Origin of the sequence: Mesorhizobium sp. B2-8-9 (assembly GCF_006439475.1) — a bacterium.
Classification (GTDB): Bacteria; Pseudomonadota; Alphaproteobacteria; order Rhizobiales; family Rhizobiaceae; genus Mesorhizobium.
Genome location: NZ_VFTQ01000057.1, coordinates 1 through 14,332 on the forward strand (window position 1 = coordinate 1; position 14,332 = coordinate 14,332).

The following is a 14,332-nucleotide window of genomic DNA, read 5'->3' on the forward strand; positions in this document are numbered from 1 at the left end:
GCGGGGTGGAGCAGCCCGGTAGCTCGTCAGGCTCATAACCTGAAGGTCACAGGTTCAAATCCTGTCCCCGCAACCAATTTTATCATAAATCAATAACCGTCCCGGTCTAACCCGGGGCGGTTTTTGCGTTATGAGCGTGCAGGGCCGGCCGGCACGGCAGAAAACAGCAGCAGATCGGCGTCGCCATATATGTCCGGCTTCTTTGACCCCCTAATACGGGGAATTGCCGTGCAATTTTGCGCCCCGTTTATGGCGATCTGCGACCATCCGCCGGGCGGTCTGTCTCACCGTTCACCCCAGTCAGCGAAGAAAGGCTCGCAAAGAGCGGTTGCTACGAACAAGTCTCGCACGTGGATATATACCGCTCCTGTTTCCACATCCCGCCGCGTCTTGCGGGCAATCACGCGGCCCAGGGGCGCGGCAGCCGGGCTGGAGGCATGAACTAGCCGATAGTCCAATCCTCGGCATCAAACAGCTGCATGAGATTGCACCACGGAACCTTCATGTCCTTGCAGACACCAGGAATCTTGCGCAGGCTGTCGAGGCCAGTCTCCTCGGTAACGAGCGTGTAGCCGTGGACCTCCGATGTGGCGATGACAAAGCTGTCGGCGGCGAACTTCTGCTTTCCAGCCATCACCAGGCCGGTGTAAGTATTGAGGACATGCTGCACGCCCTGCTGAATGGCCTTGTCCGGTGCGATGAACATGTGCTCCCGGTCTTTCAGCCACTCATGCAGCTCGGGTGAGCGCTTGGCGCATTCGGCCAGCACCAGCTGGCTGGACACCAGACGATCCTGGCCTATAAACTTGTCGAATTCGTCCCACAGCTTCGGGAAGCGCTTCGGCTTATAGCGTTCGTACCAGGCAGCAATCAGCGCCGATGTATCGATGCAATAGACCGTTGCCACCCGGCGCTACCCTGCCATTCCAAAGGCAGCGCGTTCGATGCTGGGAACGGCGGTGACTTGCATGTTGAGGTGGTTGGCGACGTCGCGCAGCGTAAGCTGGCGGTCGTAATAGCCTTGGAACACGAGCCGCGTGAAGCCGCGGCCGAGCTGGCTGAGAACCGTCAAATGATGCGGCGGCCCACCGGTGCTGGTGCGATCCTCAAGAGCGGCATATTCGGCAAGGAAGCTGGCGCGGCGGCTGTCATAGAACGCTTTGGTAGTGCGGCCGAGAGACAGAAGCCGGCGCAAGACAACTTCGCGGCTGACGCCGAAACGGGTGGCGAGGGCGGCCAGCTCGTCCTCGTCCCAAGTCTTCACCTGGCCCTTGGCGCGCACAAGGTACTCGCTGAGGAGCCAGTCGGCTGGCACAAGTGCGGCGCCGGCGACCGCATTGCAGAACTGCTCGACCACGGCGCTGGCAGGCTCTGGAGCCTCGAAATCGAGCCCGCTGATGCCGCTGGCGCGCACAACCAGGTGGCTGAACTCGTGCAGCAAGGTGAAAGTGCGGCCGTTGGTGCGGTCCTTGGAGTTGATGAGGATGAGCGGCAGCTTGGAATCGGCAATGGCAACGCCGCGCATTTCCACAAGCGGGAGGCGCGGGACCATGAACACCAGGACATCCGTGGCCTCGATCGCACTGCGCCAGTTATCGAAGGCTTTCGCTCGCCAGCCCTGCTGATCGGCTTGGGTGACGCCAAGATACTTGCGGATGGCGGCGCCGACGGCTTCGGGGTCGTCCTTGAGGCTGGCCTGCAGCCTGAAATCATGGATAGGCTCGCCCAGGTCGGCGCGAAGCTCCAATGCCAGCTCACGGCGCTCTCTGGCTTGGCGGATCGCCCATTCCAGCCCGGATTTGAAAGCCTCTTCGGGGCTTTCCGGCAGGCGCCGAAAATCCTGAATCGGCTGAAACCCGTGCGGCGGCTCGTTGAGGTAGAAAATGGCGGGCGCCCGCTTGTAGAAGTTAGCCGCCTTCAGGAATTGGGGAAAGGTCAGGTGGTTGTCACCGGCTTCGCACTCGCTCAGTTTGTAGACAGACACGCCGATACCCTCGGCCGCACTACCAAAGCGTTCTATGACAGCCGCCGCGCCAGCTTCCTTGCCGAATATGCCGCTCTTGAGGATCGCACCAGCACCGGTGGGCCGCCGCATCATTTGACGGTTCTCAGCCAGCTCGGCCGCGGCTTCACGCGGCTCGTGTTCCAAGGCTATTACGACCGCCAGCTTACGCTGCGCGACGTCGCCAACCACCTCAACATGCAAGTCACCGCCGTTCCCAGCATCGTAAATCGCGCCATAATGGATCATGATTTTGACGGCCGACATGACCTCATTGTGGTCCTCCACAAAATAGGTAAAGAACGGAGTAGTGCCGGGATTGTATCCAATGCGACGGTTCCGCAGAACTATGAATTCCCTGGTCAACTCGTGCTTCCTGATATCCTCGCGCATTTCTGCGATCAGCTTTGGAATCTTCTTCTCTAGTTGCCGAAAGGGCCGGGCCCGACGAACTTCGAATCCTCGAGCCTCGAGCCTGGCTATCGACTCCGCAACTGCCTTCCAGTCCTCCAAGACCGCGACCGTGTAGGTGTGCTCATCGTCGTCGATCAGCTTTGCGTGCGTCTGGCAGAGCCAAATGCCGTTTTTGATTTCGCTACGCTCGGTCGACGTCATCGCCTCGTCGTAGCGGGCGCCAGCCGGCGAGGCGGCTGCAATGTGTGCGGCGACACCGGTATTAGTGATCCCCTCCGAAGCGTCCGGCCCGGTCGTTGGCATCCGGCAATCGGGACAGGAACAGCGCATCCCGGCTCGCTTGGCAAGCCGATCGATCACGTCGCGCGAAAAGTCGTCCCTCGGCATTCCATCACCGTCATTCGAAGATCAGATCGATATCCGCTGTCTTGAGGACCTCGACCAGTTTGCTTTCGTAGGCCGAAAGCGGCTCAAGTGAAATCACTGAACGCAGTTCGTTTCCCGTGTTCGTAAGTGATATGATCCCCACTGACGGGCGGTCGTTGTTCAGTGCCTTAGGGCCCGGCTTGAAGGCAACATTTCTCCCTGCGAGTTCGTAGGGACCGCTACTGAAAAGCCTGTCGAAGCGCATGTGCTCGTCTTCGCCGATGCCTCGACACAACCCAACCGACACGAGTTCCAGCGCGTCATTCACGTCGATACCAAAGTCGACCAGATACCCGCCGATGTTGTGCCCGAGGTGACCGTATTCGACTCCAAGTGCGGCCTGTCAGCGTGGGTCGCGTTAACAACCACGAACGAGTGAGAGCCATTGCTCAGCGCCATCCGACACATCAGCTCGAAATTCGTTGCATCCCTCGGGTGCAGTGTCGCCACTAGGCTGAGCGTCGACGCCGAAAAGCTACCGGGGCGTGCAACTTCCCCGGAAAGGATGCGCGAAAAGATGATCCTCATCTCAGCATTGCTGACGCGGTCAGCGGTTCGCCAAAAGTGGCTCAGGAAATCGTCCGAAATCGTATGTGCATCGCCCCCATTTTTCGCCCCTCTGCCAGGAGTAGCAAGTTGCTCGGCCGCGATCGCCAATATCTCGGCGCGACCTTCCAACATGGTAGCATCTTCGCGAAGTCGGTAATTCAGCAGGGCAGCGTAGATCTCGCGATGATCAATGCTGTCAATAGCCTGGACCATCTTGTTCGTTACGGCCTCATCGATCCGCGCCTTGAGAGTTCGGTTCTTTGCCCGGTCGAACGTCGTCGGAAACAGTCCCGAAAAAGCCATTTCCACGGCCCGCGCGAACGATTTGCCGGCCGAAGGGGGCAAGCTCGCGTCTGCCTTCACCTTGCCAATCGGCGAATCCAGTTCGAAACCGCCCTTGTAGCCCCCGTCCTCTTTGTCGCTGCTCATTTGATCCCTCCCGTCGCCGGCGTCTTCAGGCTTCGGCGCGTTGCTCATTACTCAGTGCACGGGCAGCGGCTTGCCGTTGCCCGTGTTGCGAAGACGATAGCCGCCGGTAACACCGCGGGCCTCGCATCGCAGTGTCACCTTTTCGGAACATCTGACCATTTCAGATCGTGGCTGCCGTCGGCCGAAGCCACCTAGAATTTGATCGGCTGCCGCAAGCCGGATAAAACAGGTCACCTTAAGTGAATGCCGGCTTGTCACCTTCTCTACGTTCGCCATTGCGCGATCTCCCTAGCCCGACTCTCTGCAATTTGGCCGGTCTCTATGGCTGGGCGCAAGGGAGCTCTATAGCGATTGCAGGGTCGACGAGAGCGGCTACGAGGGAGGCGACACCGCATTGCCGACTTCGACAGACTGCAGTCCTGCGCCTCCTGATCAAATGGCAAAGACTTTGCCAATCGGTCACGCGCCGGTCTTTATTTTTTCAGTGAGGTCAGCAGATATTCGTCGACCATATCCCGGTCAGCAACGCCGTAGGCAAACTGCTTGGCGTTGATCAGAGATTGTCGATTGGCCGCTTCGACAACCTCTTGGTCAGAGGCCTCTCGGACTTGGGCTGCGACACTCGGCGAGTCGGTCGCGATGAATAGGCGATTGGCAGATAGCGGCAGTGTAATTAGGCAGCCTGCTTCGTAGAGGTTGCCTGTTCTCCCGAGCGGATCATCACCGATCATCAGCGCTTCTTTTGAGCCACTCACGTCCCTCACGAACCAGCGTAGCGACAGGAATCGGCGGGTCGGTTTGTGGTACGTGAAGAAGAATCGCGACATGGCAACGATGCCGAGATTCACGAGAGGGCCGGAAGGGTCATCGAACATCCACTCCATTTCCGCGCCGCCCTCGGACAGCTTCCTGCCCAACAGGCTGGCTGCTTTCGAATTGGCCTCAGCGATGACCTTGGGAACGCGGGCCGCCGACGCGTTTAGGTAGCGGGCCCAGTCAAATCTATTTCGCGCGTTGAGTGATTGGACGCCTTTGTCGATCAACTGTTCCAGAATCGGCGCAGCACGATTGTCGATATCGCCTAAGAGGCGTTCTTCAACGACATTCGTCTTCGCGTCAGGCACACCCTTGAGCGCATACAGGCCCGGCCCGTACGCCGTCGCGGCGGGCGCGACCTCCTTGCTGACGATCTTTCCTGTATGCGCTATTCTGCCCCATTGCAGCACCCGCCCGTTGCCGTTCGCCCATCGACGTAAATGAAACTGCGCCAGGAAATGATGGTCCATATAGGGGAGGCCCTCCGGCAGGGCAGGATGCCAAGCAAAGCGGTCCCGCGTATATATGCCGTATATAACCCGCAAAAACAGGCTTTTGTACTTTAGCTAAGTGATTGACAAATTTGGCACCCTAGGCCGAATAACGAACTACGAGCTGCCGCTCTTCCTCGAAACTACCTCAGAACCGTGCGTCACGCGTCGCAAGCGTGACCGCGGGCGCGATGTGGTAGTGAGGCATGAGCCACGCAAAGCAGCGCGTTGCAGCTCAAGCAGCCTAGATTGCCCGATTAGGCGAGAAGGGCGTGAGCCTGAGTCGGTGACAGTCCACGCCAATACCCCGTTTGGTTACCAGGCGATCGGGCTGAGCGGCACCCAAGGGGCTTTGTAGATTGGCCTAGAATTCCTCCGTCGGTTCGCCAATATCATGCGCTTATGCCTCCCGCGCCGGCATCCTGGGCCAGGAGACACCGTCAGCGCGGTGTTGGCCGAAATAGTCATGAAGGCCGAGAAGCTCCCCGCGGCCTCGGAGGCAGATCATCGGTCACGTTCGGTGGTTCCAGCCTCGACACCCCAGTGATATTCTCCAGGTAGTTTGATGTTGAATGGTGCTCCAGATTCTTCTAGTTTTAAGCAAGTATATAAATAGTCGTTGTTTTATCGGAATGTCAGGGGGGATAATGACTATCGAGCAACTAAGGCTCATCCGAAACATCGGAAAATTTGACAACGTCGCAACGGGCGCCAACCTACCGCTTGCCAAGTTCGCGCTAATTTACGCCGAGAATGGTCGAGGCAAAACGACCATGTCAGCAGTTTTTCGTTCTCTGGCGACTGGGGTGGCAACGCCCATCCTTGAGCGGCATCGGCTTGGAACGGCCGATCCGGCCCATGTCATTATCCGGTTGAGCAACGGTACAAATGCCATATTCCAAAACGGCGCTTGGTCTACCACTGTTCCAGACATCTCGGTGTTCGATGATGATTTCGTGACCGCCAACGTGCATTCTGGAATGCAGGTCGACGCCAGCCACCGTCAGAACCTTCACGATCTGATTGTGGGGGCACAGGGCGTTCAACTCAACAATGTGCTGCAAGCACAGGTGGCCCTCGTTGAGCAGCACAATACGCGTCTCGGTCAGCTGGCGGCGGCAATTCCAGCGTCAGTGAGAGGTCGCTACACGGTCGATGAGTTTTGTGCTCTGGCGCCGCGTGATGATCTTGCAGAGGCAATCCAGGCTGCCGAAAGAAATCTTGCGGCTGCACGCAACGCTGAAGCGGTGCTGAGAAGGCCCGAGTTTCAGGCCATCTCACTGCCGGTGTTTGATGTTCCGGCGATTCAGGACCTCCTCAATCGAAGGCTCCCTGGCATTCAGGCAGAAGCAGCCCTGCAAGTTCAACGGCATCTCGGTCGTCTCGGCGCCGGGAGCGAGCGATGGGTTTCAGAGGGTATAGCTTTCGTAGCGCCCGCATCTGCCGGCCTAGGTGAGAATCATTGTCCATTTTGCGCGCAGGCCTTGGCCGGCTCTCAATTAGTCGGTCACTATGAAGCCTTTTTCAGCCAAGCCTATAGAGAGCACAAGGCTCGCATTGCGACGGCACTCACCGACAATAGTCAACGCCACGGTCCCGAAATACTGGCCTCCTTTGAACGGTCTGTCCGCTTGGCCTCCGAAAATGCGCAGTTCTGGCAGAACTATGGAGAGGTACCTGGAGTTCACGTTGATACCGCTGCGATCGTTAGATCGTGGCGCGCCGCCCAGGAGGCGATTGAAACAGCACTTCAGCGTAAGCTGGACGCGCCACTTGAGGCCATAGAGATTAGCCGAGAGGGGCTGGTTGCGATTGAAGAATTCGAGATTCAGCGAAATGAGATTGCTGCCCTCAGTGCCTCATTGCAGGAGGCAAATGACCGTATTGCCGTGGTCAAGGAGCAGGCAGCGGGGGCCAATATCGCTGCGCTGGAGAGCGATCTACAAACTCTGGCGATCATTCGCTCACGGCACTCTGAGCCTATGATTCAGAATTGCCAAGCCTACTTGCAAGAGAAGGCTGCGAAAACGGTCACTGAAGGACTTCGGGATCAGGCTCGCCAAGCCTTGACACAATACCGAGAGCAGGTTTTTCCGGCCTATGAAACCGCGATCAACACCTATCTTGGCCGCTTCGGAGCAGGCTTTCGGCTTAGCCGCGTCGTTTCTCAGAATATCAGATCCGGCTCATCAGCGAGCTATCACGTCCTGATAGATCAGGTTGACGTGCCCCTCGTAGGAGGGGCGGCAGAGCCAAGTTTCAAGAATACATTAAGTGCGGGTGACCGGAATACGCTCGCACTCGCGTTCTTCTTTGCCTCCTTGGAAAGAAGTCCCAATTTGCAGGACCAGATCGTTGTCATTGACGATCCCATGACCAGCCTCGATGAAAACCGTACCCTGACGACTAGACAGGAATTGCACCGCCTGGTGGGTTCTGTCGAGCAAGTGATCGTCCTCTCCCATTCGAAGCCATTTCTTTGCGAGCTTTGGGAGAGTGCCGACGTCAATCGGCGATCATCCATGCGCATTGTCCGCGACAATGCTGGTTCGACACTCGCCGACTGGGATGTGAATCGAGACTGCATAACCGAGCACGACAAGCGACACGAACTTGTCCGTCAGTATCTTGTGAGCAGCGTCGGCATCAATGAGCGGGAAGTGGCTACATCGCTAAGGCCCATGCTCGAAGCCTTTTGCCGTGTGGCATACCCCGAATGGTTCCCGCCCGGCACGATGCTCGGTCAATTCGTTGACCGGTGCCGCCAGGCTTTGGGGACGCCGCAGGAATTGCTAAATCGTCAGGATACAACCGAACTTAGAGCTTTGCTCGACTATGCCAATAATTTCCATCACGACACGAACGCCGCTTATCAGACCGCCGCAATCCGGGACCAGGAATTGTTCGATTTTGCTACGCGCACTTTAGCGTTTGCGAGACGTTAGAAACCGCTGGTTTGGCCCTGCGCAGAGAGTTCACCAGATACTTTCCTTCATTACGTCGCTGTTCAGCGCCCTCTAGTGCCACGACCAATGCCTTGTTGAAATAGCCGCGATGTATAGGGCCATCCCCTGCAGCCGGAGAGGTTCCGGCAAAATCCTCAAGAGCCGCAGTGGCGCCATAAATGACCAGCCCCAAGGGCAGGTTTCAACGGCACCAAATTATTGGTAGGGACTTCGTCGTCACGCCAGATATCGAGGTTCCGGAAGAGGCCAAGGCGCTTCGCGATCAGGAACCCATTATCCCCGAGAAGATCGTCAGGATCTGACAACCTCTGTGGACTAGGCTATCGCGAAATTCGCGTATCTTTATAAATAGCGGCGCATGCCGCGGATACTAGGCAGGATCACCGTCGCCCTGGCTGCATCCGGAGCTCAAGAAACTCGGCCTGCCGGTCGTCTGTCTGTAGACGCAGCACGTGCGCGCCCAATGTCGGCGCAGCGCAACAGACCGACAAGACCGATGCGCTCAGCATAGCCCATATCATGCGCACCAGCTGGTGCCGCCAGGCTCATATTAAGTCTGAAAGCTGCTACCGAGTGCGATCTGGCAGACACACCGGCGCAATCTGAAGGCCGAGTTTCTCGACCTGCAGAACACCATACGCCATTCGCTGAGAGCGGTCGGCATCGGCCTCGGCAAGATCGGGCGAGGAGCTTTCGAGCAGGCGGTGCGCGCCGCCGTGGCGACGATCCGCTGTCAGCCGAGCTGATGAACGCCATGCTGACGTCGCGCCGCACTGTGGAAACAGTATTGCCGGCTGCACGATGTCGTCGTGAAGATCGTCGCGCGCAGCGAGACTTGCCGGCGCTTCATGGCCATCCCCGGCGTGGGTCCGGTGACGGCGCTCTCGTTCATAACCGCGATCGACGATCCGTCGCGATTCCGCCGCTCGCGCGACGTCGCGGCCTACTTCGGCCCGACGTCGCGGCGCTGGCAATCCGGGTCCACGATTGACGTCCAGGGGCGCATCTCGAAGGCCGGCGACGCCGACGTTAGGCCGCGCTCTACGAGGCGGCGTCAGGCTAGATGACGCGCTTCAAGGGCGCCGACAAGGTCAAGAGCTGGGGCCAGGCGATCGCGAAGCGCTCGTGCCATCGCAAGGCCTGTGTCGCCGTGGCGCGCAAGCTGGCGGTGATCATGCACGAGCTCTGGAGCGACGGCACATCTTACGTCGGCGATCCGGCGGCAAGCCAGGCGGATGCCGGCCGGCGTGCCCATGACAAGGCCCGCAAGCTGCTCGGAGCGCATCGATGAACAGAAGACCGACAGTTGAAACGCATGGCGCCGGCATGCTGACGGGCGCCATCTGACACACGAATCCGCTCCGGCGGATGAGGACTGATGCAGACCAGGAACGACGGAACGCACGTTATCTTGCCTGCGGCCGCGCCGGTCGCGAGACGGTCGGACCGCGCCGGATTGCCTGTGACGATGCTCCGTCACTCCGATGGAAAAGTGCACCACGACGGTTCCCGCGCTGCAAATAAGCAGCGCTGCTACGCCGTCGCAGAGCGCGGAAGACTGCACGGCGCATCGAACTCGACGCAAGAGTACGGGATCGTGGTTTAGAGCATAGAATAGTGTATTATCGTAGTTTGGAAGATGAACGACGATGGAAAGAAAGTCGCGGAAAATACGACCGATTAAGACGGCAAGATAAAAGGACGCACATTGTGCTGCGGGCGGTTGGTTGTATTTGCTGTATTTTTCGCTGCCTCCCACACATTGCGGCACCTTGGTGCAATGTGTGTTTTAAAATCAAGCGATTAATGTTATTTGGGAATTAGCACATTGCGGGGGTATTACCTGCTAGGGCTCGCAATTCGCGGCGGCGTTGTGTTGATGCCACGACGCATCGGTCCCAGGTTCGCCCCGACCTCGCTGAACGACTGTATTGGGGCCGAAAGGTGAAGGTCCGCATTGGGTTCAATACGCTCGAAAGGCGCTGATGCGTCCATAGCTGCGGAACCCCGCAAGTAGGTAGCGATTCGCCATCCCTAAACTGGAGGTCCTGACTTCCGTTTTCTGATCTCTCGGTTTGCCTTCGCCCGCCTGTTAGAGCGGCCGCCGCGCTGTCTCGTCGCGGCACGCCGAGGATGATACGGACGGCTTCCTAACATTCGGCGACTGTTTCGCAATGCCATCGATTCTTTCGTGAACGAAGAGGATTAGCGTTCCAGGTTCGGAGGTCGCCCGGCCTCTGATCCTCGCCCTCACGATCGAAACCTTAGCAATGGATTATGTTCCCGGACGAAATCGCTCCCTCCCGCAATCGGCCACGTGTCCCTAAAGGTCAACGTTGCGGCATAGACGACGCGACCGGCCCTATCCCTTACGGAAGCGGTGCAGATGCTGTGGCCGACTCTTTCGCTTGGCGTCTCTCGCCATCGACACGCTGCGCGTGGTCCGAGTGACATGCCGCTATTGCAAGTGCCAGCATAATTATCAGCCATAATCAGAGACAGGTATCGATCGGGGTGGACGCCCAGCTGCTATCGCCGCTTGCTGACGCTCCCTGCCCACAAGTTGCGTTTGGCAATGCGGGCTTCTTGCTCCTCGGCAAGGTATCGAGTGTCGGCCACCGCCAATCCGTGTTTCACCAGGTCCCGTCCGAGATCGATGCCTCCCACGAAGCAGACGCCGAGGTCGTCGTTATAACCGTCCTTGCCCTCGACGATGCAGGATACATCGCCTGAGGCGATAAGATGTTGGATGTGGTCACGCGCATACTTGCCGCAGGGCCAGATTTTGCCAGCGGCATCAAAACACGCCTACGAAAGTTTGGGGGCATCAAAACCGAGCAATTGAATTCGTTTTTTGTCGTGCCACAGCGTGTCGCCGTCCTCAGCAGACCAATGCTCTCCTGCGGACAACCCGGCCACAGGTGAGCACGAAGGCAAGGGTGAGGATCAACCTACACATGGCCGTGCTAAACGCACGTCCCCTACGGCAGTGGCATCGGTGTGTCGGCGAGCGTTCTGAGATAGGCGATCACGTTCAGCCGATCGGCCTCTTCAGGCACCCCGCGAATATCCATGTTGACGCCGGGCTTCGTCAGCGTGGGACCGGCGAGGAAGATGTTCAAGTCCTCGTAGGTCCAGTTTCCCTCCCAGCCCAGCAGGGTCTTGGAGTAACGCTCGAACTTCGTCGATGCCTTGTCGCGACCGACGACGTTCCAAAGGTTCGGCCCGATGGTGGGAAGTTCCTTTGGCCGCACGACATGGCAAGGGGCACAGGTGCTTGCAAAGAAGGCCGCGCCCTTGGTGGGGTCGCCCTCCGCGAGCCGGGCGGAAATCGGCTCCGGTTTCAGGATGACGACGCCATGCTCCAAAAGGTAGGCGGCGATGTCCTCATGATCATCGTGCTTTGCGAGATGGTAGGCCGTGATGATGCCCGGCCGTTGATTGGGATCGCCCTGGACCCAGATGGTGTTGACGTCAGCGCCCGCCTCGACCAGCACCTTAACGCAGTCGAGGCAGCTACTCGCGACCGCGAGGATCAGCATTGGCTCGCCCCGCGTCTTGTCATTGGCGTCGGCACCATGCGCCAGCAGCAGCCGGATCATATCGGCGGCGTTTTTCAGCACGGCCACGGTCATCGGCCGGCCGAGCTTCGCCTCCTTGTTGACATCGGCACCGCGTTTGATCAGCAGCGCCGCTGCATCGACGTGGCCGCCGCGCACTGCCAAGAACAGCGGTGTTGCCCCCTTCTCCTGCTCCTCGATGTCAGCGCCGGCATCAAGCGCCGCCGTGATTGCCGTAAGATCGCCGTTCTTGGCCGCGTCGTGGAGCGCACCGCCATGCGCTGTTGTTGCGGCACCTAGCAAGATCAGGAAGCTTGCGAATAAAACCCGCATTTCGGCATCCTCCGCCGATAGGGAGGAAGATACACCCGACAGCGGCTCGCCTCCAAGGTATATTAGCGCAGGCTAATGGTGTATAATGACGTCATTGCCGTTGAGGGCGGCCCCAATCGATGCATGCAGTCAGAACAAGACAGGCAACGTGCTTTGCAGGCGTGATCGCCACGGCTGCGGCAATTGAGGGAAGTGCGGCGTTAGCCCACGGCCCGGATGAAAATTGGGGCTATCCACCGGCTTGCTGCCACGGCGACCCGCTCATTGGCGACTGCGGGAAAATTCCCAGTTCAACTGTGACGCCCCGGCCAGATGGCTATGTGATTATTCTGCGTCCAGGCGACCATCATAAAGTCACGCATCAGAACCGCTACTTCGTGCCGTACGAAGTCGTAATCCCCTCGGGGGATGGCAACTTCCACATCTGTCTGCATCCCACGGAAGAAGACGAAAACTGCTTCTTCGCGCCAGCGGATGCAATGTGAATGTTGTTCTAGCTTCGCCCGATTGAACCAGTGCCGGGCGGGGCGAAAAAGCACGTCCATCGAAACCGAAGATAAGCCTCGAAAATCATGTGTGGGGTCAGCGTCCGATAGAACGTCATCAGGCGCTCGCAAATATGATATCGATCATCCGGCGAGGTCTGGACACGCTCTCTGGGAATGAACCACTCCGGCTCTTGTGGCTCGTTTAGGTAGAAGGGGCGGGGCGGCCGGACGAAATAGCCGTCTCTTGTCATCCTGACATGGCTTGGATCGATAGGATGACAGTCATTGCCTCCACAGCAGTCGTAGTGAAGAACGGGGTCCGTCTTACCCGTATACCAATCGTGGGCCTCGGCATTGCCGATCAGTGCGAGCCACGCCAATGCGAAATACCGCTTTGACTGCGTCATCGAAATCCCCTCGCAACCTGAATACCACATTAGATATCGCTAATCTTCAGACTTGAGGTCGCATCGGTCGCCGCATAGGTCCGGCGGCCGCCTTGTCTAATCAGCCTCCCGAAAATCCTTCAGTGACGCATGGCGAAGCTTCTCCTCGCCCCTAAGAAACTTAACCCGCCCCACAAGACCCGGCTTGAGCCACACGGCCTTCTGGCCAGAACTTACTACGCAAAGCTCGTCGAGCGGATGAACGCACGTCTGGCACCCTATCTGCTCAAGCATGGTGGATCGGCAAAGGAGGCGCTGATCGCGGCCGACTGGAAGACGACGAGCGCCGAAAACGGCTGCACATAGCCGAAACTTGCCTTCCGGTCTCGAAACGAAGTTCTCGACAAGCAACCCTTTAGCCCTTTTGAGCGCATTCATCGCTGCTGTTGGTACATTGGACTGTCGGCAGCAATGCGCGAAGCTATTCCTTTGCGGGGATTTCATTGCCGAGCGCTATCGGCCCGGCAACTGACCGATCATGTTGCAATCGACCGTGGGGTAGGAACGCTCGGTGTAAGCGGCGTAGATCACCTGATCCATGTTCATGGAGATTTCACGAACCAGCTTTCGACGGACCGCGGTGGCAAACATAGCGGCCTCGGTGACGCCGATTGCAAATGCGTCCGGTCCGCCGATGACGCAGCGCTCGAAATAGGATTGCAGGCTGGAAGGATCGTACCGCGCAAACCCGTCGGCCCCGCCAATGTGGGGCAGTGCGATAGGCAGCCCGTTGATCGTCACACCTTCCGCGAGAAGAAACTGCCGGATGGGGTCAATGAGTGCTCCGGCATTGTTGGGTCCGTCGCCGGAAACGTCAATAACCCGGCGCGGGCTTCGCAAGCCGCTCTTCGCAAACAGTTCATTCGCGGCTTGCAACGCGCCAGAAATCGACGTTCCGCGGCCTTCAGTCAACGACAGAGCTGCGAGCCTATCCGCCAAAGTCAGAGCGCCCTCGCGGCTTTCGACAATTGTCCACGGCACGATGACGGTTTGCTGATTTGGCCCGGCCCACTCCAGATAGAGCACTGCGATTCTTCCCAGTTCTCCGGCCCTGATTGCCATCGCGATGTCCGCGTGGCGGAAAGCATCAACATAGCCGTCGCGCTGCACTTTTTGCTCAATTCTGCTCATCGACGGCGAGACGTCCACGGCAAGGATCAATTGCAAATCGACTTCGGCCAGGCCGCCCGCGGGACGGCCCGTCGAGTGAGCCTGTGACGCTGTCGCGAAGATCAGGGTGAGCAGGAAGGCGCCCGTGAGCCGCAGCACTGGTCTTGCACCCATGCTTGCAGCAATCCGTACTAAGCAGTCCATAGCGAACCCCTCTCACCGACAATGGAATGTGAAATTGTCGGTCCGGGGCATTTGCCAAGTCACGAACGGCTTACGATCATTCGCCGAAATCTGCGCTC

At 58.5% G+C, this 14,332-nt stretch carries 10 protein-coding genes and 2 pseudogenes; 4 read left to right on the plus strand and 8 right to left on the minus strand.

Annotation, left to right across the window (positions count from 1 at the left end; all coding sequences use genetic code 11):
• Positions 1–442: 442 nt before the first annotated feature.
• From FJ423_RS32900 to FJ423_RS32920, 5 genes are all read right to left on the minus strand, one after another.
• Entirely contained in the window at positions 443–907 is a 465-nt protein-coding gene (locus FJ423_RS32900; protein ID WP_140847919.1) for a DUF4411 family protein, read from the minus strand.
• A 6-nt stretch (positions 908–913) separates the two neighbouring features.
• Positions 914–2,803 carry an ImmA/IrrE family metallo-endopeptidase gene (locus tag FJ423_RS34505; protein WP_246680385.1) on the minus strand — a complete coding sequence of 630 codons (1,890 nt, stop codon included), beginning with the start codon at positions 2,801–2,803 and terminating at the stop codon, positions 914–916.
• A 10-nt stretch (positions 2,804–2,813) separates the two neighbouring features.
• Positions 2,814–3,110 carry a hypothetical protein gene (locus FJ423_RS32910; RefSeq protein ID WP_140847922.1) on the minus strand — a complete coding sequence of 99 codons (297 nt, stop codon included), beginning with the start codon at positions 3,108–3,110 and terminating at the stop codon, positions 2,814–2,816.
• On the minus strand, positions 3,107–3,820 hold the full coding sequence (locus FJ423_RS32915) for a DUF2806 domain-containing protein (protein WP_181174985.1): 714 nt from the start codon (positions 3,818–3,820) through the stop codon (positions 3,107–3,109). The genes FJ423_RS32910 and FJ423_RS32915 overlap by 4 nt, the downstream gene beginning before the upstream one ends.
• A gap of 473 nt (positions 3,821–4,293) precedes the next feature.
• Positions 4,294–5,106, minus strand: a complete 813-nt coding sequence (locus FJ423_RS32920; protein ID WP_140847928.1) for a DUF4238 domain-containing protein — start codon at positions 5,104–5,106, stop codon at positions 4,294–4,296.
• Positions 5,107–5,774: 668 nt separating this feature from the next.
• Between FJ423_RS32920 and FJ423_RS32925 the strand changes: the two genes are divergently transcribed.
• The 3 genes and pseudogenes from FJ423_RS32925 to FJ423_RS32930 form a co-directional block, all read left to right on the plus strand.
• Positions 5,775–8,072, plus strand: a complete 2,298-nt coding sequence (locus tag FJ423_RS32925; RefSeq protein WP_140847930.1) for an AAA family ATPase — start codon at positions 5,775–5,777, stop codon at positions 8,070–8,072.
• Positions 8,073–8,251: 179 nt separating this feature from the next.
• Positions 8,252–8,395 (plus strand): hypothetical protein, encoded by a 144-nt coding sequence (locus tag FJ423_RS33840; protein WP_181174986.1) that lies wholly within the window; start codon positions 8,252–8,254, stop codon positions 8,393–8,395.
• A gap of 63 nt (positions 8,396–8,458) precedes the next feature.
• A pseudogene (locus tag FJ423_RS32930) lies at positions 8,459–9,384 on the plus strand (IS110 family transposase); the annotation flags it as partial.
• Between the two features lie 1,690 nt (positions 9,385–11,074).
• Here FJ423_RS32930 and FJ423_RS32940 read toward each other — a convergent pair.
• Positions 11,075–11,986: an ankyrin repeat domain-containing protein gene (locus FJ423_RS32940; protein WP_140847932.1), complete on the minus strand. Its 912-nt coding sequence runs from the start codon at positions 11,984–11,986 to the stop codon at positions 11,075–11,077.
• Between the two features lie 119 nt (positions 11,987–12,105).
• Between FJ423_RS32940 and FJ423_RS32945 the strand changes: the two genes are divergently transcribed.
• The gene (locus FJ423_RS32945) at positions 12,106–12,471 is read left to right on the plus strand and encodes a hypothetical protein (protein WP_140847935.1); all 366 of its coding nucleotides are present in this window, start codon (positions 12,106–12,108) and stop codon (positions 12,469–12,471) included.
• A gap of 506 nt (positions 12,472–12,977) precedes the next feature.
• Here FJ423_RS32945 and FJ423_RS34510 read toward each other — a convergent pair.
• Positions 12,978–13,073, minus strand: a pseudogene (locus tag FJ423_RS34510) (ATP-dependent DNA ligase); the annotation flags it as partial.
• Positions 13,074–13,373: 300 nt separating this feature from the next.
• Positions 13,374–14,204: a DUF1194 domain-containing protein gene (locus FJ423_RS32955; RefSeq protein ID WP_210239591.1), complete on the minus strand. Its 831-nt coding sequence runs from the start codon at positions 14,202–14,204 to the stop codon at positions 13,374–13,376.
• Between the last annotated feature and the right edge of the window lie 128 nt (positions 14,205–14,332).